Source organism: Flavobacterium foetidum, from assembly GCF_004634245.1.
In the GTDB taxonomy this organism is placed as follows: domain Bacteria; phylum Bacteroidota; class Bacteroidia; order Flavobacteriales; family Flavobacteriaceae; genus Flavobacterium; species Flavobacterium foetidum.
On sequence record NZ_SJTF01000007.1, the window covers coordinates 167,615 to 186,777 of the forward strand.

The 19,163-nt window shown below is 35.7% G+C and carries 13 protein-coding genes; 5 read left to right on the forward strand and 8 right to left on the reverse strand.

Translation table 11 applies throughout. The features are described from left to right. Window positions 1-17 precede the first annotated feature (17 nt). The 6 genes from E0W73_RS10940 to E0W73_RS10965 form a co-directional block, all read right to left on the reverse strand. Window positions 18-1,043: a N(4)-(beta-N-acetylglucosaminyl)-L-asparaginase gene (locus E0W73_RS10940; protein WP_135222115.1), complete on the reverse strand. Its 1,026-nt coding sequence runs from the start codon at window positions 1,041-1,043 to the stop codon at window positions 18-20. 90 nt (window positions 1,044-1,133) lie between these two features. Next, window positions 1,134-2,252 (reverse strand): putative glycoside hydrolase, encoded by a 1,119-nt coding sequence (locus E0W73_RS10945; RefSeq protein WP_135222116.1) that lies wholly within the window; start codon window positions 2,250-2,252, stop codon window positions 1,134-1,136. Next, window positions 2,227-3,243 (reverse strand): carbohydrate-binding family 9-like protein, encoded by a 1,017-nt coding sequence (locus E0W73_RS10950; RefSeq protein ID WP_394345993.1) that lies wholly within the window; start codon window positions 3,241-3,243, stop codon window positions 2,227-2,229. Before E0W73_RS10950 ends, E0W73_RS10945 begins: the two co-directional genes overlap by 26 nt. A gap of 58 nt (window positions 3,244-3,301) precedes the next feature. Continuing rightward, on the reverse strand, window positions 3,302-4,267 hold the full coding sequence (locus E0W73_RS10955; protein ID WP_135222117.1) for a glycoside hydrolase family 130 protein: 966 nt from the start codon (window positions 4,265-4,267) through the stop codon (window positions 3,302-3,304). A 516-nt stretch (window positions 4,268-4,783) separates the two neighbouring features. Beyond that, complete coding sequence (locus E0W73_RS10960) at window positions 4,784-6,661, reverse strand: sodium:solute symporter family protein (protein WP_135222118.1); 1,878 nt, start codon at window positions 6,659-6,661, stop codon at window positions 4,784-4,786. Window positions 6,662-6,683: 22 nt separating this feature from the next. Next, a complete protein-coding gene (locus E0W73_RS10965; RefSeq protein WP_135222119.1) occupies window positions 6,684-8,924 on the reverse strand; it encodes a GH92 family glycosyl hydrolase in 2,241 nt (746 codons plus the stop codon). 130 nt (window positions 8,925-9,054) lie between these two features. Between E0W73_RS10965 and E0W73_RS10970 the strand changes: the two genes are divergently transcribed. Next, window positions 9,055-10,113: a sensor histidine kinase gene (locus E0W73_RS10970; protein WP_135222120.1), complete on the forward strand. Its 1,059-nt coding sequence runs from the start codon at window positions 9,055-9,057 to the stop codon at window positions 10,111-10,113. A gap of 70 nt (window positions 10,114-10,183) precedes the next feature. Beyond that, entirely contained in the window at window positions 10,184-10,897 is a 714-nt protein-coding gene (locus E0W73_RS10975) for a LytR/AlgR family response regulator transcription factor (RefSeq protein WP_135222121.1), read from the forward strand. Between the two features lie 358 nt (window positions 10,898-11,255). On the opposite strand, the gene nagB is transcribed toward E0W73_RS10975, so the two are convergent. Both nagB and E0W73_RS10985 read right to left on the reverse strand, forming a co-directional pair. Next, on the reverse strand, window positions 11,256-13,169 hold the full coding sequence (gene nagB, locus E0W73_RS10980; protein WP_135222122.1) for a glucosamine-6-phosphate deaminase: 1,914 nt from the start codon (window positions 13,167-13,169) through the stop codon (window positions 11,256-11,258). A gap of 145 nt (window positions 13,170-13,314) precedes the next feature. Then, entirely contained in the window at window positions 13,315-15,408 is a 2,094-nt protein-coding gene (locus E0W73_RS10985) for an alpha-L-fucosidase (RefSeq protein ID WP_135222123.1), read from the reverse strand. Between the two features lie 391 nt (window positions 15,409-15,799). Here E0W73_RS10985 and E0W73_RS10990 point away from each other — a divergent pair, with 391 nt between their 5' ends. The 3 genes from E0W73_RS10990 (at window position 15,800) to E0W73_RS11000 (ending at window position 19,159) form a co-directional block, all read left to right on the forward strand. After that, window positions 15,800-16,723, forward strand: coding sequence for a hypothetical protein (locus E0W73_RS10990; protein WP_135222124.1), 924 nt, complete (start codon window positions 15,800-15,802; stop codon window positions 16,721-16,723). Between the two features lie 1,303 nt (window positions 16,724-18,026). Continuing rightward, entirely contained in the window at window positions 18,027-18,566 is a 540-nt protein-coding gene (locus E0W73_RS10995; protein WP_135222125.1) for a phage tail protein, read from the forward strand. Between the two features lie 50 nt (window positions 18,567-18,616). Continuing rightward, on the forward strand, window positions 18,617-19,159 hold the full coding sequence (locus E0W73_RS11000; RefSeq protein ID WP_135222126.1) for a phage tail protein: 543 nt from the start codon (window positions 18,617-18,619) through the stop codon (window positions 19,157-19,159). The last annotated feature ends 4 nt before the right edge of the window (window positions 19,160-19,163 follow it).

Here is a 19,163-nt window from a genome sequence, read left to right on the forward strand (position 1 = left end):
AAATTTCACTCAAAATCTTATTTATCCCAAGACATTTTAAATTTTGCGTCTTCCATTCTGTGTCCTTTTACATCATCGGAAACGGCAAAATTAAATCCTGATCTTAGGCTGTAACCTGCATATTCGCCGTTTTTGTTTAAAGCAATAAAACCAACTTGCAGATACTCCATATCTTTATGATTTTTATGTTTGTTGTAAATACGTTCTGTGATTTCTTTACAAGCATCGTAAGGAGATTTTCCCTGACGCATTAGTTCCACCACCATTGCGCTTCCCGCAGTTCTAATAACTGCTTCGCCCAAACCTGTTGCCGCTGCAGCTCCCACTTCGTTGTCCAAGAAAAGACCCGCGCCGATTATTGGGGAGTCACCGACGCGTCCGTGCATTTTCCAAGCTGCACCGCTCGTGGTACATCCGCCAGAAAGATTGCCTTCTTGGTCTAACATTAGCATACTTATGGTATCGTGGTTTTCTATATTGATAACTGGTTTATATTTAGACTCTTCCATCCATTTTTTCCAGTCTTTTTCTGATTCTGGTGTCAAAAGATTTTCTTCTTTGAAGCCTTCTGATAAAGCAAACTGTAACGCTCCTTGTCCTGCTAACATGACGTGAGGCGTATTTTGCAGTACTCTTTTTGCTACAGAAATTGGGTGTTTGATTCCCTGCAGAAAACAAACGGAACCGCAATTACTGTTGTGATCCATGATACAGGCATCAAGAGTTACTTTCCCTTCGCGATCCGGATAGCCGCCGTAACCCACACTACGGACAGTCGGATCGGCTTCAGGTATTTTCATTCCGGCTTCGATAGCATCTAAAGCCGATTTTCCTTCTTTAAGGTTTTTCCAAGATTCTTTATTCGCAGGTAAACCGTGGTTCCATGTCGAAATAATAATCGGTTTTGTCTGCTTTTTTTCTTTTGGTTCTACAGCTGTTTCTTCATTTTCGCGATTCGCTGCAAATCCGCTTACGCCCAAAACAGAACTTATGGCTAAGGTGCCTAAAGTCGTTTTCTTAATAAAATCTCTTCTATTTGACATGTCTTTTGGTTTTAATTCAACTTTCAGAAACAAAACGTTCTTAATGTTGCTAAAATACTCAGTAATAATTTTTAATCCCAGTAAAATCGACTACAAGGTCGATTTTACGGCCTTAATAGTCTTTAAATTACTATCTGATAAGGCATTTCCGTCAAAAAATGAAACTCCAGTTGCGCCATTTCTCTTCGCTTCTAAAATCGCTTCTTTTAATTCTGCATCCGATTTTAATCCCGGAATATAGATTCCTGTATTGACTTTTGTATTTTTTCCTTCCAAATCGGCTACACCTTGTTTTGTTGCGTAACCTACCCAGTCAATTTCTTCATCATAAAAACTATGATAAATCATTGGATATACTTCGTCAATATTCCATTTGTCCCAACGCTGACGCACCATGTGGTCTGCCATTTCTGGATAAGGAAATACTGCTGCCGTTAATTTTTTATTGTGTTTATGAGCAATTTTATAAGCATCATCCACTACTGCTTTTACCGCATTTAATCTGAAATTTTTCCACTCCATATCAATTGAAGTATTGTGGCTTTTCTTCGGATTTTTATGATGTTCTTTTTCGAATTTGCTTACACAGGCATTGCAATAACAAAAATCAAATTGTGGTAATTCTGTATCCTGAACCAAGTTGTATTTTGGCAATAAACTGATTGGCAGGAAAATATCTGGGAAACGAATGTAATCTAAATGTACGCTTTCCACTCCTTCTACTTTGGCTAAACCTTCCACTAAACCTAAAACGTGGTTTCTAGATTCTTCTTTAGTCGGACAAAGCCATTGGTAATAATCTACGTATGGACGGTTATCAAAACAAGATTTTCCTTCTTTGCTCACCTGATACCAATCTGGATGCTGTAAAGCGATTGAATCATTTGGGCGGTTCATTGCCATAATCCAGGCATGAACTTTTAGACCTTCTTTTGTGGCAAGCGGTACTAATCTTGCTAATAGTTTTGGGTCGGTTTGTGTGTTAATTAAAACTTCATCAATACCGCCGTCTTTGTATTTTTTGAATTCTTTCGAATAATCTGCATCCGATTTCTTAGCGTCGGCAGTTGTCCAAACTCCAAAAATGAATTTCCCGTTTTCTTCTGCTTTAGTTTCTTTTTGCCCGCATGAGAATAAACTCAGCGAAAGCGCTAATACTAAAACTTTTGATAGTTTTTGTAACTTACTCGTTCGTAATAATTTTACCATCTTCTTTTATTATTAAGGTTTTGTTTGAAAAAGGACTTTTCACTGCAATATTAAATCCTGATAAATGATTTTCTAATGTCGGTTTTAAAACTTTTCCATCAACAATTATATTTTTTTTACTGATATTTTGAAGGGATTTTGCCCAAGTTTTATTCTTTTCAAAATATCTTTTTTGAGCCCTATACAACGTGTACAGTTCCCATTTCACTTTTTCTTCCTGCGGAATTGTATACTTATCATCGCTTTCTTTAGAAGAGAAGTATACATAAGCCCATTTTTCGGGCTCATGCATATTGATGACTCCCATAGGCGACCAAACCCAATTGTATTCTGGGAGAAATTTTCCTTCTTTGTCTTTTTTACGTTCATATTTTCCATCAATAACATCGTGCTGCCAATTTACACGAGAGAAATTGACTCTCCAAAATTTGTCCTTTGGAACAATATTATCGAAATACGATGTTTTATAAACCGACCACGGAATGGCAATTTCTAATGTCCAGCCTTTATCGGTATCTGAAGCATTATTTAAAGTTCCGTCAACCTTTACAGCCGATTTTAAACCTGTAATATTCCAGTCGTTTAAAACGGTGTTTTTTTCTCGGTACGGTTTATTGATGAATAAATCCCAAGCCGTATTCAGCGCATTTATTTCTAATTCATAATAATTGTGAGTATCATTATCGGGATCGATAAAAACCTCAAAATCATTATTGTAAAAAATAATAGTATCACGCTGTCTTAGATTTGCCCAAACATGAGGCTCCTCCATTTTGGCTAAGATATAGTAGTAATTATCGTCCCAAAGCATTTTTACTTGGGTCTTGTACTTTGGCTTTTCAACACCTTCTATATCGATAAAAGGCGTTGTCCAAGATGCTTTTTCCCAAGCTTTGTCTGCTTCATCGCCGTCAATTACTATTTCTTTTGAGGTTTTGTATGCAACATAACTTTTAGGACTGACCTCCTTTTCGGCCTGCGCATAAATCATCAAAGAAAAAAAACTTGCGAACAGGGACAATAATTTACCTCTACTATGCATCATTATATTATAAACTATTTTCTTTTGTAAACTGAATTACCTCGCTCAATTTTCCGAAAGCTATCGCCACATGTGTATCTGCTGCACCGTAATAAACGGTCAATTTATCTTCTTCTATACTGTGTAAAGCTGCACAAGGAAAAACCACGTTTGGCACGTCTCCAACCATTTCATAAGTCTCTGCTGGCCCTAATAAATATGGCTGTGTTCTGTATTTTACTTGATCTGGCGAATCAACATCTAAAAGCGCTGAACCCATTGCATAACGGAAACCGTTGCAAGTATTGATAACTCCATGGTAAATCATCAACCATCCTTCGTCTGTCAAGATTGGAATTGGTCCTGCTCCTACCTTTGTACATTGCCAAGCACTTTGGTCAAACGGAGATGGTTTCATCACCAATCTGTGTTCTCCCCAATATTTCATATCCGGGCTGTAACTGATCCAGATATCACCAAAAGGCGTGTGTCCGTTATCACTTGGACGGCTTAACATCGCATATTTACCGTTGATTTTCTGTGGAAATAAAACTCCGTTTCTGTTGAAAGGTAAAAAGGCATTTTCGCATTGGAAAAATTCTTTAAAATCGAAAGTATAACCAATACCAATTGTTGGTCCGTTGTACCCGTTACACCAAGTAATCCAGTAACGATCTTCAATCCAAACTACACGTGGATCGTATTTATAAGCAGATTCGATCATATCTGTATTTCCAGATTTCATCTCAATTGGTTCATGGTTGATGTCCCAATTGATACCATCTTTACTGAAACCAGCAAAAATGTTCATCTGAACTGCTTTATTATCACATCTAAAAACCCCAGCATATCCGTCTCCAAAAGGTACAACTGCACTATTGAATATACTGTTTGATGAAGGAATCGAATATCTGTCGATAATTGGATTCTCCGAATATCTCCACATTACATCTTTACTGTTTTCGGGTCTGTCTTGCCAAGGAATAGTACTCATTTTTTGTTTTTTTTATTTATTAGTTTTTATTCTTTTTTATTCTAAAGCTTCTTTTTGTCATTTCGAGGAACGAGAAATCACACTAGAAGCTCCGTAATCTTTGTCGCCAATCTTTGTCGAGTTCCGAGTGTGATTTGCTTCGCCTATTCACTATCGCTCGGGTCTCGTTCCTCGAAATGACAAACTGTACGTAAAAACTTTGTCAAAGTTTTGGACTTTGACAAAGGTGCTGGACATACCATCTCGGCAAATCCTGCGTTCCCGTAGTTGAAACTACGGGCTATTATCTATGCTATGTGTTAGAAACTAGTTTCTTTCTCTTATCTTTTTCAAGGTCAAGAAAACTATGTTTCTATGTGTTTATTTTTTTACAATCCAAAAAGAGCTTTTCAAAATGCTCCATTGTGTTAGTCGCCAATCTTTGTAGAGTTACTCGTGGAGATTTCTCCTTCGTCGAAATGACAGACTTTGGAGAAAATCTTTCCTCTAAAATCTATATTCTATTTTCTTTATTCTTTATTCTTCAATCTTACGAACCCTATCCAACCAAGTAAACTTCAATACTGTAGTGGTCACTAAGAAAACTACCAAAGCAACACCTGCTTTTGGATAATCTCTGATGATAAAGTAAATCGGAAGCAGAATCATGCTTGACTGCCAAACAATTCCGATAATACAATTCATCATATCTAAATAGAAATCGTTATTCTTTTGGAAAGACTGATCTTCAGCTTTCAATTGTTTGTAAACTGGAGTCCAGAATCCCCATGGTCTAACATTGCTATAGAAAGATTTTAAGACTTCCATGTCGGTTGGTTTGCTTAGGTAAGTTCCTAAAAGACAACCTAAAATGGAGAATCCAAAAATTAATGGGAACAAATAAATTGATGGCACTTGTGAAAGATCATGCAAGAATGTTCCCGCAGTTAAATTTCCTTTATTCTGATCTAAAACAAACTGAAGAGAAGCGGCGATCAATCCGCCAACCATTCCCCAGAAATAGCCCCATCCGTTGAAACGCCACCAAATCCATTTTAGGAAGTTGGCCGCAACATATCCTCCGTATAAAGCACTTGTAATCCAAAGTGTTAAGGAGTTGATAGAATCTGCGAAAAATCCCATGAAAACGCCTAAACCAACCACTAAGAAAGAAGAAATCTGACTTACTTTGATATAATGTTTGTTTGAAGCAACTGGTTTAAAATATTTTTTATAAATATCGTTTACAATATAAGCTGGTCCTGCGTTTACGAAAGCTGAGAATCCAGACATGAACGCTGCTAATAATCCTGCTAAAAGAATTCCTTTAATTCCGACCGGGATATAAAGATTGACCACTTTTGGCATCAATAATTCTAAATCTGCTCCCGTTAGATTTAAATTTGCATTTAATTCTGGTGCTAAATTCACCAAAGCAATAACCACAATTCCCGTGATTAATAAATATCTAGGAATGAACAAAATCAAGTTGGTAAAACCGCTCATATAAGCCGCTTCTTTTACCGATTTTGTAGAAAGAACACGCTGTAAATCGTAACTTGGAGTTGGTCCTGCAACGCTGGCGAAGAATCCTTTGAAAAGCGTCATTCCGATGAAAGCGCCAAACATCTTATAACCTTCTGTATCGATTAATTTGTTGAAAGTTTCGAATTTATCGCTCCATTGTGTTTCGAATTCCCATCCGAAGAAAACATTTTTCCATTCTGGCGTAATGACCGAATTGATTTGAATATCTGTATAATTAATGAATGCATAACCAGCGATTAAAACTCCAGCAACAATCATAATTAAATATTGCACAACCTCTGTTGCAACTACAGAAAACATACCGCCTTTAACAGTATAAATGGTAGTTAAGAAAATGATTAACAAAGCATAAGCCTGTTCAGACGTTAAGAAAACACCACCATTCATATGAACTGTTAAATCCCACGGAAGAATAATCGTTACAAATTTTCCGATTCCGACGAAGAAATAAGCGATAAAACCGATTGTAGAAATGATTGCAAAAATCGCTACAATAATATGTGAAGCTTTTCCAGCCTGATCGCTTCCAAAACGAGTTAAAATCCACTCAGAACCTGTCATTACTTTTGACCTTCTAATCCATACTGCGAGGAACATCATGACGAAAATCTGGTTCCATATCGGCCAAAGCCACATAAACATGAAACTTTTTACACCGTATAGAAATAAAACGCCAATCATCCAGGAAGTTCCTGAAACATCAAACATTCCAGAGCCGTTACTTAAACCTAGAAAATACCATTTAATAGATTTTCCTCCCAAAAAATAGTCATCTAAACCTTTGGATGCTTTTCTTGAAATCCAGATTCCTATACCGACCGAGAGTACGATATAGATTAAAATGATTGATACGTCTATAATGTTCATTAAATTATTTATTTTGAATTAGTTAGTTTAGTCCCCAGTTTTGGTTTGGCTGTGCTCCCATTACAAAATGAAGCACACCGCCGTTTAGCAATTCTTGGTGAGAAATTGCTGTTTTATTAAATGCTTTTCCGTTTAAAGTAGCCGATTGGATATAGAAATTCTTCTCTGAAACATTCTCTGCCTCGATTACAAAAGTCTTTCCGTTTGGAAGATTCAAAGTTGATTTTTCAAAAATCGGACTTCCAATTTCGTATTCTCCCGAAGCAGGATTCATTGGATATAATCCCATTGAACTGAATACGTACCAAGCCGACATTTGACCGCAGTCTTCGTTTCCGCTCAAACCATTTGCTGTCGTATTGTATTGTGTATCTAAAATATGACGTACCCAATATTGTGTTCTCCAAGGCTGTTTTGCATGGTTAAACATATAAGCAATATGATGGCTTGGTTCGTTTCCGTGAGCGTATTGTCCGATCAAACCAGAAATATCTGCTGAAACATTGTTTCCTGTAATTTCAGAACTCTCTGTAAATAATTGTTCTAAACGTTTGGTGAAAGTGTCATTTCCGCCATGAAGCTTAATAAAATCATCTACATTATGAGGTACAAACCAGCTGTGCTGCCAAGCATTTCCTTCTGTATAATCGGTATGTTCTCTGTGGTTAGAGTGTTTTGGGTCAAAAGGCTCATTCCAAGATTTTCCATCTTCCGATTTTCCTCTCATAAATCCTGATTTCGCATCAAATAAATATTCGTAAGCTTTAGCACGTTTAGAGAAAAACTCATAATCAGCCGTTTTTCCTAATGCTTTCGCCATTTGCGCAACGCACCAGTCGTCGTAAGCATATTCTAAAGTGATTGTAACCGATTCGTCTAATAAGTGGTACGGAATGTAACCGTATTTTTTATAGAAATTCAAGCCACGTTCGTCCTGCATCATCGTTGCTTTCATGGCTTCAAAAGCTTTTTCGGCATCAAAACCTTTAATGCCTTTCATATAAGCATCAACAATAACTGGAATCGAATGATATCCTGTCATGGTATTGGTTTCATTGGCATATAAGGTCCAAACCGGAAGTATTTTTTTAGTTTCATAATAGGCCAACATCGAATTGACCATATCTGAAACTTTTGTTGGTTCTAATATCGTCAGCAATGGGTTCTCTGCTCTAAAGGTATCCCAAAGTGATAATGTAGAATAAGCCGTATAATTCTTAGTGGTAATAATTTTATCGTCTTCTCTTCTGAACTGACCATTTTTGTCACTATACGTTATGGGCGCCACTTGAGCGTGATAAAGAGACGTATAGAAAATTGTTTTAAGTGAATCAACAGGAGTTTCGACCGTAATTTTGCTTAAAGCTTTGTTCCAATCTAAAGTGGCATCCGATTTTGCTTTTTCAAAATTCTGACTTTCAGCATCTAAATTACCTTTTGCATTTTCAACACTTACAGAAGAAAGCGCCACTTTTACGCCTAATTCTTTTGAGCTTTTAGAATCAAAGAATAACTGCAAAGCGGTGTTTTCGCCTTCAGCGTTTGAACCAGAAACTACTTTTTTATCGGCAGTAATAATTGATTCTGTAATTGGTTTAGAAAACTTAGCTACAAAAAACACTTTCTGATTTTTTGCCCAGCCCGTGCTATAACGGTAACCGCTAATAGTATTGGCATCTTCAATTTTGATAGAAGTTTTTACCGCCTTATCCCAATTGATGGCAAAACCTAAATCGACTACAACAGACTGTGTATCGTTATTATTATAGGTATATTTATGGTAGGCGGTTCTTTGCGTAGAAGTTAATTCTACATTGATTTTAGGATCTTCAAGAAAAACTTGGTAATAACCCGGTACTGCTTTTTCGTTAACATGACTGTATTTTGATTTATACGGAAGGAAATCGCGTGAAGCGGCTTTGGCGGTTAAATCTAATTTTTTGTTTGTCGGCATAAATAAAATATCTGCCAAATCACCGATTCCTGTTCCGCTTAAGTGTAAGTGACTAAATCCAGAAACTATCGAGTCAGAATAATGATAGCCTGAGCACCAGTCCCAGCTAGAAATTCCATTATCCGGACTAACCTGCAGCATCCCGAACGGAACTGTTGCGCCTGGATACGTATGTCCGTGACCGCCAGTACCTATAAAAGGATCTACATAATTTGTTGCAAAACTTTGTCGATGTTGATTTTTATCTACATTTATTTTGCAACTTGCAATAAAAATTACCGTGAGAGACAGCAGAGTAATTTTCTTCATATCAAAACAATATTAATTTAACTTTAAATTTAGATAAACCAGACTTTTATCAAAATAAATTTAGACGGACGACATTTAAACAGCCCTAAACATCAAAAAAAGACAACAAACGACATTCTAAAATAACAATATGATTTTTAACTCAAGCAAACCTTACAGCTTACCTATACGTTATCACGTTTACTTTTGGCTAACGTATTTCTTGTTTAATACTTTTAGATGGGGAAGCTATTTTAACGATTATGTTTACTCCTTAAAAACAACTTTATTGGGTTTTCCGATTCATATGGCATTATGCTACCTTAATATATTGGTGTTAATGCCGCATTTGGTTTACCGCAAAAAATACATTCCCTACATCATAACGGTCTTGTCTGCCATTTTTGTGATGGTAGTCATAAAATTTAATTTGACTTATCTTCTGATTACGCACGACGTTTGGCCCGAAGGACCTAAAACCATCAATACGCTGACGCTAAATTATACAATAGATATGATGATGGGGGAATTATATGTAATGACTTTTGTGACCGCAATAAAAATCACGCTCGATCTTTTGCAAGAACAAAGACGTGTAACCGATTTAGAAAAATCGCAATTAGAAACAGAACTTCTTTTCCTGAAATCTCAAATCTCGCCGCATTTTTTCTTTAATACCTTAAATAATATCTACTCGCTTTCTGTAGAAAAGTCTAACAAGACTCCTAAAATAGTTTTAAAGCTTTCCGAATTGATGCGTTATATGCTTTATGAAACAAAAGAAAAAAAACAATCTTTAGAAAACGAAATCCTCTGCATCCAGAATTATCTTGATTTAGAAAGAATTAGAAACGGCGAACGCTTAGAAGTCAATATGTATATTTCGGGTGATATTCATGACAAGGAAATTTCACCTGTATTATTATTGACTTTTGTCGAAAATGCCTTTAAACACGGAGTGAACAAAAATACCGGAAACGTAGTTATCGATATTAATTTTAAGGTCAAAGGCGATTATTTATACTTCAGTATTTCGAATCCGATGCCTGAAATCACCAAGCACAAAGACAACTTAAATATTGCCAGCGGTATTGGTATTGAGAACGTTAAAAAAAGACTAGAGCTGGGCTATAATAAAAATGACTATAAGCTTTCATTTAAAAATAAAAAGAATATTTTTGTTGTTAAACTAGTAATTAAGGTCACTTAACGCCCATTTTCTGCCTTTTTTAAAACTATACCTACTAAAAATCAATACTGGCCCAAAAATAACTGAAGAAATGAAAATAAAGTGTTTGATTATCGATGATGAGCCATTGGCAATAAACGTTATAAAAAACTATATAGAGCAAATTGAAGATTTAGAATTGATAAATACTTTCAGTAATTCTATAGAGGGACTAAATTTTTTAAAAAACAATACTATCGACGTCATTTTTCTTGACATCAACATGCCAGTTTTAGACGGTATTAATTTTATCAAGAGTTTAGAAAATCCACCTTTACTAATCATAACAAGCGCTTACGACCAGTTTGCAATAGAGACTTACGAACTCGATGTCTTAGATTACTTAGTAAAACCGATTGAGTTTCCGAGACTCATGAAAGCTGTAAACAAAATCAACAAACGGCTTAACAATACCAACAAAATTCCGCAGGAAAACAGCAAAGAAAATCCATTTATCTTCGTTAAAATCGATAAGAAAAAAATGAAGAAGATTTTCTTGAACGAGATTCTAGTGATTGAAAGCTTAAAAGATTATCTGAAAATCAGTACAACATCGGGAAAATTCATTATTCACAGCACTTTATCTGATTTTACGAGCTTATTGCCCGAGAGAGATTTCATAAGAATTCACAGATCCTACACCATTGCCATTGACAAAATAGACGCTGTTGAAGGAAACAGCATTGAAATTGAAGGACTTAGATACGTAATCGGAAGATCGTATATTGACGAAGTTAAACAGAAGATTTTAAATTCTTCTATATAGGTTTTAACCCAAAGTTCGCTAAGATTTGTTTAGCCACAGATTAAAAAGATTAAATGGATTTAAATATCTGTGCAAATCTTTTTAATCTGTGGCTAGCTATTTATATAAGCATTTCCACAATTTAATCAGAACATAGCCCTCGCAAAGCTTGACAAAAATAGCTTTGCTAACTTTTTTATTTAAATGTCAGTACAAATTGCCTTAGCGAACTTTGCGTAAATCTTAGCGTCTTTTGCGGTGAAAAAAAGTTCTTTGCAAAAAAATAAAATAAAAAATGCAGCCAACCACGGCTGCATTTTCCCTCAATTATAGGTAACTAACCAAATAAACCATGAAAGTCTATTTATCTTTATGACAACTAAAAATGATAACGCTTAAAAGCCTCTATTGCAGAATAATCTGCAAGACCCAAGTCGTGGTATTTTTTTGCTGTCAGTCTATTTCTGTCTTCTACTCGCACCCAAAACTCTCTGCTGTCGTCACCTTGAAACATAACTCCGTCTTTTTGAGACTGGTGATAAAAAATAGCATGTCGTTTCTTCAAAACCTGATCAGGACTCATTGGTACTGCCATGTCGATTTGGTACGATTCCCATTCATGCCAAGCACCTCTGTAAAGCCAAACCCAGCAGTCATCCATAAAGCTTTTATGTTTTAATCTTTTCAAAGCTTCAAACAAGCTGTCAAGACAAACTTTATGAGTTCCGTGCGGATCTGCCAAATCTCCGGCGGCATAAATTTGATGCGGTTTTATTCTTTCAATAATATCACACATAATGTCTATATCTGCATCAGAAAGATTATTCTTTTTTACAGTTCCCGTTTCGTAAAACGGCAAATCTAAAAAGTTTACATTAGAATCTGGCAGACCTAAATAACGAGTCGCGCCATACGATTCACTTCTTCTTATTAATCCTTTCAGTTTTCTGACTTCTAAGGAGTCAATTTCGTTTCCTGTTCTGTTTTTCAAGAAACCGATAATCTCGTCAGAAACCGCAGAACTTGGATTTAGTGCTTTTGAAATCTCAGCAAATTTTAAAGCTTCTTCATTAGAAACCGCAATATTTCCTGAAGTCTGATACGCAATATGCACCTCATGCCCCTGCTCTACCAAACGATCAAAAGTTCCTCCCATCGAAATCACGTCATCATCTGGATGCGGACTGAAAATGATGATTCTTTTTTTCTCTGGTGTAGAACGCTCCGGTCTGTATGTATCATCAGCATTCGGTTTTCCGCCTGGCCAGCCCGTAATGGTTTGCTGCATTTTGTTAAACATCTTAATGTTTAAGTCGTAGGCAGTCCCTTCTTCCGTTAAAAGACTCGACATTCCGTTGTCGTTATAGTCTTTGTCTGTAAGTTTCAAAAACGGCTTTTTGGTCAACTCACTCAACCAAGCCACTGCTTTAAGCTTTAGCTCATCTGTCCAAATACAAGATTTAACCAGCCAAGGAGTTTTTACCCTTGTCAATTCCGACGAAGCTTCTGTATCTAAAACAAAGGTCGTATTTTGATGTTCCTGCAGATAAGTTGCTGGAACACGAGAAGAAATCTCGCCTTCGATGGTTTTCTTTATAATTCCCGCTTTACTGATTCCCCAGCCGAGCAGCACGATTCTTTTTGCATTTCTAACCGTTCCGATTCCCATCGTAATAGCTTTTCTTGGAACATTATCTATTCCTAAAAAAGCAGAAGCGGCATCTACACGAGTTAAATGATCCAAAGTAATGCTTCTGGTTCCCGAGTTGACGTGCGAACCGGGTTCATTAAAACCAATGTGCCCTGTTCTTCCAATTCCCAAAAGCTGAAAATCTAATCCTCCATACGATTTGATTTTCATCTCATAATCAATGCAATACTGTTGTAATTCTTCGCCACTAACCTGTCCGTCAGGAATATTAATGTTTTCCGGAAGAATATTTACATGATTAAAAAGATGTTCATGCATAAAATGATAATAACTTTGAATATCATTTTTATCCATCGGATAATATTCATCGAGATTGAAAGTGATTACGTTGGCAAAACTTAATCCTTCTTCTTTATGCATTCTTACAAGCTCTTCGTAAACTTTGATTGGCGAAGATCCTGTAGCCAAACCTAAAACGCAAGGCTCGTTTAATTCGTTTTTACGCTGAATCAAATTTGCGATTTCCTGTGCCACTAATAATGAAGCTTCCTGCGATGATTCGAAGATAACATTATGAATTTTCTCAAAACGAGTTTCTTCAAACTTCCCTGCCTCTCTAAAACCTATGTCTTCTTTAATCATATTGCTTTCGGGTTCATTTAATTAATGTAAGATAAAAGTAAAGTTTAATTCTCCTCTGAAATCAAAAATTCGACTAATAACCATTATCGTTCGGCAAAAGACAAAATATGAAATGTAAAGCCAGTTTTAACTTCAAAAAGACTCCTTATTCAACCACTCCGATTTCGGCAATCGAAACAGACTGGCCTTTTCCTACTCCTGCTGTAGCAGTAAATCTTAAAAATCTTGCTTTTATTGCAACAAAAGTCTTAAATTGCTCAATTGGGTTGTGTTTGATATTAGAGAACTCTCCTTCTGATTGTTTTGTCCAAGTAACATTATCCAAACTCGTCTCGAATTCATAATTCGAAATAAGGTTAAGATTGTTCCCTATTTGTTGCGGCATATATGTAAACCCCTTTATCTTCAGTTCCTCTCCCATGTCGATAGTTATAGTTTGGGGCAGTTTGTCTTTATCATTTCCAAAACCCCAGTCGGTAGCTGGATTTCCGTCAATTATTCTTTCTGCCGATTTTTGATCGCCGCTAGAAACCGAAACGATATTCCATTTTTCTTTAGATACACCATATTTGGCTGTTTTTACAGCACTGTTTATCTTTTCTTTTTCATTTCTAGCAATCGCCTTAATTTCAACAGCTTTATTATAGATGAAAGGCTTTTTATACAATTCGCTTTTGGTCGAAGGATTTTTTCCGTCAAGCGAATAATAAACAGTGCTGCCTTCTTCCGATTTAATCGTTACAAGACCATTTTTTTCTCTAGAAATCTGCGGTTCTTTTACAAATATTGGCGCATTAAAAGCTTGAATTTCACTGATTACAAAACCAGCTTTTGCATCCAGAATATTGACACGAATTGCCGATGCTGTCACACGGTCAAATCGTAGGATTCTTTTATAACCAATTGTGGTTTCATTTGCAATTGTTTTCCATTGTCCATTAACATTCGCTTCAACCGAAAATGATTTTATGCGTTGCCCTAATCGAATATATTCCTGAAGCAAAAGACGGTTTATAGCCATCGGTTTTTTAAAAGTAAATTCAACCGAAGCTTGTTTTACCTTGTCGTCTGTAGCCCAATAGGTATTCTTATTTCCATCGATAAGATTCTGCGGGCCAAAATCAGAATTGTTTCCCCTTATATTAGAAGCCTGAGCTTTTGTGCCTGCTAATAATTCTTTTTTGAAATCGGATTTAATAACAGCTACCAATTCTTTTAATCTGGCCTCATCATTTTCGTGTACCAATCCGCGTTTATCAACAGGAAGATTTAGCAATAAAGTCGCATTTCGCCCAATTGATTCGTAATAAATATCAACCATTTCATCAAGCGAACGCACCTTGTCATCTTCTACAGAATGATAAAACCATCCTGGTCTAATAGAGACATCAGCCTCGCCCGGAACCCACTTTTCACCATCTTCATGTCCCGACATAAATTCGGTATAATGCACTTTTCCTGCCAATTCATCTTTTTGGCGCAAGGTAGACCAATTGGTTTTACCGGCACGCCCTTCCTCATTTCCAATCCATCTAGCCTCAGACGGACCAACTCCCCAAACCAAAGTTTTAGGCGCAATACTGTAGATCAATTTATAAGTTTCGTCCCAGTTGTAATAAGTAAGCGTATTGATTTTTCGGGTTTCGTTTGCACCTCCATAAAAGCCGTCGCCGCCATTTGCACCATCAAACCACATTTCAAAAACATCTCCGTAATTGGTCAATAATTCCTTCAACTGATTTCTGAAATAAGTAATGTATTCAGGTTTTCCGTATGCTGCATGATTTCTGTCCCAAGGAGAAAGATACAAACCAAGTTTTAAATTGTATTCCTTGCAGGCTTCTGCCAAATCTTTAACCAAATCCCCTTTTCCGTCCTTCCACGGAGAATTTTTTACAGAACGTTCGGTGTAGGCAGAAGGCCATAAACAAAATCCGTCGTGGTGCTTTGCCACTAAAATGATTCCTTTCATTCCGGACTCTTTTACAATACGAGCCCATTGACGTACATCTAAATCAGTCGGATTAAACAATTCTGGCGATTCGTCTCCGTAACCCCATTCCTTATTCGTAAAAGTATTGAGCGAAAAATGCACAAAAGCATAAAACTCCATTTCCTGCCAGTCGATTTGTTTTTGGGTCGGAATTGGTCCAAAAGGCTTTGGCGCATTGGCCAATTCCTGACCAAATCCGAATGATACTATACCAAAAAGACATACGGAAACGAAAAAGTACTTCATTGCTTATCTGTTTTAAAAAAAATAGGATGAACGATAAATGTAATGTATTTTACAAATTAGATAAAGACAATTTCGACCAATGACCATTTTGGGAGAGTTTTGGAAAAATATTGGTTATAAATTAACCCGTTGGGTGTAATTAAAAAAATAAAAGAATTTTAACACATAGAGGCATAGTTTTTTTGTGCCGAAAAAAGAAAATGGAAGAAACAAGTTTCCACACATAGCTAAACTATGTGCATTTAGACTAGTGAAACGACTTTTTTAAGTTTAGTTAAACTATGTTTCTATGTGTTGAAAATAATTTCACCCAACGAGTTATAAATTAATCTATTTCTGTAAAATGCTTCAGGACAAAATGGTATATTAGCTTATCAATAAAAAATACAAAATGAGATTTTTGGATATCTTTAAAAAGAAAAAAGGTTTTGATCTTCCAAACATGTATGTAGGAATTGTAAATCGCGAACAATACAATCTTATAATGCAGATTGCTCTAGCCTATCATCAGGAAAAAAATTATACTATCACAAAAATAGATGAGGGTGAAATTGTCGTTGAAAACAACGGAGATACAGAACACCGCTACTTAGATAATCTGGTTCGAAATTTGGCTTCGCACAATCACGAAGATTGGAAAAATGCTATTTATGAGCATTTCGATAAACTAAAATACAATTCGGCTGCGTTTGACTATCTTTATAAAGATTTTAGCTATGCATCTCAATTTTTGCGGGTTTTAGTAAAAGGCTCCACTTTTAATTTTCCAGCCGAGCTTAGCGAGTATATCTCACGAGTCGATTTTCCCGAAACAAATACTTTTTTAATTTTAGAATTTGAAGGACAGTTTCATTACATCAGAAAAGCAGATGTTTTGGAATGGGAAACCTCAGAAGAAGAATTGTTTGAGATAGCATTGGATAATATTCCTGAAAATGAGATTGAAGCCAATGAATATGACTTAAACGATGAATTTAAACTTTTTATTTTCTTTAGCGGTGATTATGCTGCTTCGTATATTTTAAACATAAAAGAAAAAGCAACTTATGCGATAGGAAGTTATGGAACGTTATTGGCGATTCCGACAAAAGGAACCGTATACACACACCCTATTGAAAAAGGAAATGTTTTAGAACTGATAACTATCTTGAATCCCACGATTGAAAAATTCTACAACGAAGACCCGGGAAACATAACACTAAATTATTACTGGTATTATGATGATAAATTTGAAGTTTTCCCGATTGGGCAAGACGCCGAAGGCTATTTTATAAGCCTGCCCGAAAATTTGCATAAGCTATTAAACAAAGGTTAAACCCGTTGGGAGAAATAGAATAAAATAGCTTCATTAAAGAATTAAAATCTAATTTGATCTGCTAAAAATCTGCGTGAAATCCTTAATGCTTATAAATTTTTCAGACAGTTTCAAACCGATTAAAGCAGAGTTAGACAGATTTATATCTAAACTGATTTAAAAGAATTGAAGAAAATAATTTCACCTAACGGATACAAGGTTAAATAATTGCATATTACGCCCCCTCTTGCCTTGGCTGTGAAAGATAGAATCTATAAGAAATTAAATATAAAATATTCAACACTTTAAGACCTAAATTTACATTCTAAACTCTCTAAAAAATACGAAAATGGAACCAAGAATGATTTGGGCAAATCTAACTTCAGAAAATCTCAAGACTACTTTTCTGACCCAGATGGCCACAAATTCAATGTTTTATATTGGCCCGGCATGTAGCGAAATTTCCCTAAAATGCAATTTTAAAGTTTTTGCAAAAAAATCCATTTCTGAGATGTTATACTTACTTTTTTTATTAATAAAAAGTAGGTTTATGAAAAATAATGCTTTTTCATTTCTTCTTAGGTCAAAATTTTAGATAAAAACATTTTATTCTTAAGCTTTACAAAATAGTCTGTTTTTTTTAAGCCAATCCATCCTATAACTACCTAAAACCTTGTTTTTAACCATTTTAACAGCTTCAACAATAAAAATATAAATATTTCTTACAAAAAAGTTAAAAAGGGAAAAAACTTACCAAATCAGGTATAAATACCTACCTTTAAAATACATATAGTTGCTACATTAGCACAAAATAAGAACTGATTACCAGCAAAATACCATTTTTTTTTCAAGCTGAATCGGTTACCAATACAATTTCAAAAAACAATATTAATAATCCTAAGTTTAAAATTATGATTGAAATTTACTTTAAAAAAACTCCCTCTTTATACTGTGATTCCACTCGGTTTGAAAAACCTAAAATTCTCGTATTAATGACATAAGTCTTAAGGTAAATTCTTGTAATCACTACGAGAACCAATTGTTTTATGTTGTCATTTGCTACTTTCATCTATATGATCTATTGCAAAAGTCAATTTCATGACATTAAATACCTGTTTCATAACATTTTTTTTCCTGTTCAAGGTCTTGGAACCTAATTTTAAACCTGAATAGGCGAATAAAACTGAGTTTTATTTTTATTGTGTAGTAAAAAGCTTTTAATATTATTTTTTTAATGAGGATATACACTAAATATGTTTCATTAAAAATAAACCCATATAAATTTAATCTATTAACTATTAATTAACCCCTTAATTTAAAAACTATGGATGGAACAATAGGAGAAATTCGACTATTTGCTGCCACTTTTACCCCAAGGAGCTGGGCATTTTGTATGGGACAGCTTGTCGCAATACAAAGTAATACAGCATTATATGCTATTTTAGGAACAACTTACGGAGGAAATGGAAGCACTACTTTTGGCCTGCCTAATTTTGCGGGCCGCGTCGCTATAGGAGCTGGCAGTGGTGGCGGCTTGTCCACTTATGTTGCGGGTGAATCACTGGGAAGCAATACGACAACATTGCTGACTCAAAACCTACCTAATCACTCACATGTTGCAACAGCTACAGTATCTATACCTGCCTATCCGGACTATGGTGAAGCCAATACTCCAAGTGGTAATATATTGGCAACCAAAACCAACATGTACAATTCAACACAAGGAGACGACAATATGAAAACAACTCCTTTTAATATGACACTTGCACCTGTCGGATCAAATATTCCTTTGTCTGTTACGCAACCTTCAATTGGAATGAATTTTATCATTTGTTTAGTAGGAGAATTCCCGTCGCGCAATTAACTAGTAATTGGAAAAAACAGTTTTTTTAAGTAATAACTCAAAATAGTATTATGGAAGGATATTTAGCAGAAGTACGTCTTTTTGGCGGAAATTTTGCTCCAAGAGGATGGATGTTCTGCAATGGAGCACAATTAAATATAGCCGCATATGAAGCGCTTTTCGTTTTAATCGGAACAACATTTGGCGGTGATGGTGTAACTAATTTTAAATTACCTGACCTTCAGGGGCGTATTCCTGTAGGTATAGGCCAGAGACCTGGAGGATCAAACGTTGTACTTGGTCAAGTTGGTGGCGTCGAACAAGTGACCATGACCATCAATCAAATGCCTGCACATACACACGTGGCTACAACAAGCGCCATTTCGATTCAAACCTATAATGCGCCAGGTAATACTGCGTCGCCAACAAACAATGTTTTAGCAGGTTCTGATACTGCATATTCAGCTGAAGCACCAGACGGTACGCTAAAACCTGTTACTACAACAGTCAGTGTGTCTAGTGTTGGAGGTACACAGCCATTTCCTATTATTCAACCTTCACTAGCTACAAACTATATTATTTGTGTAGAAGGTATTTTCCCAAGTAGAAACTAAAACC

What these genes read in the sequence shown, in the direction of transcription:
- E0W73_RS10940 (WP_135222115.1), bottom strand. Translation starts at nt 1,043, where the DNA reads ATGTCAAATAGAAGAGATTTTATTAAGAAAACGACTTTAGGCACCTTA.
- E0W73_RS10945 (WP_135222116.1), bottom strand. Translation starts at nt 2,252, where the DNA reads ATGGTAAAATTATTACGAACGAGTAAGTTACAAAAACTATCAAAAGTT.
- E0W73_RS10950 (WP_394345993.1), bottom strand. Translation starts at nt 3,243, where the DNA reads ATGATTTATGCGCAGGCCGAAAAGGAGGTCAGTCCTAAAAGTTATGTT.
- E0W73_RS10955 (WP_135222117.1), bottom strand. Translation starts at nt 4,267, where the DNA reads ATGAGTACTATTCCTTGGCAAGACAGACCCGAAAACAGTAAAGATGTA.
- E0W73_RS10960 (WP_135222118.1), bottom strand. Translation starts at nt 6,661, where the DNA reads ATGAACATTATAGACGTATCAATCATTTTAATCTATATCGTACTCTCG.
- E0W73_RS10965 (WP_135222119.1), bottom strand. Translation starts at nt 8,924, where the DNA reads ATGAAGAAAATTACTCTGCTGTCTCTCACGGTAATTTTTATTGCAAGT.
- E0W73_RS10970 (WP_135222120.1), top strand. Translation starts at nt 9,055, where the DNA reads ATGATTTTTAACTCAAGCAAACCTTACAGCTTACCTATACGTTATCAC.
- E0W73_RS10975 (WP_135222121.1), top strand. Translation starts at nt 10,184, where the DNA reads ATGAAAATAAAGTGTTTGATTATCGATGATGAGCCATTGGCAATAAAC.
- nagB (WP_135222122.1), bottom strand. Translation starts at nt 13,169, where the DNA reads ATGATTAAAGAAGACATAGGTTTTAGAGAGGCAGGGAAGTTTGAAGAA.
- E0W73_RS10985 (WP_135222123.1), bottom strand. Translation starts at nt 15,408, where the DNA reads ATGAAGTACTTTTTCGTTTCCGTATGTCTTTTTGGTATAGTATCATTC.
- E0W73_RS10990 (WP_135222124.1), top strand. Translation starts at nt 15,800, where the DNA reads ATGAGATTTTTGGATATCTTTAAAAAGAAAAAAGGTTTTGATCTTCCA.
- E0W73_RS10995 (WP_135222125.1), top strand. Translation starts at nt 18,027, where the DNA reads ATGGATGGAACAATAGGAGAAATTCGACTATTTGCTGCCACTTTTACC.
- E0W73_RS11000 (WP_135222126.1), top strand. Translation starts at nt 18,617, where the DNA reads ATGGAAGGATATTTAGCAGAAGTACGTCTTTTTGGCGGAAATTTTGCT.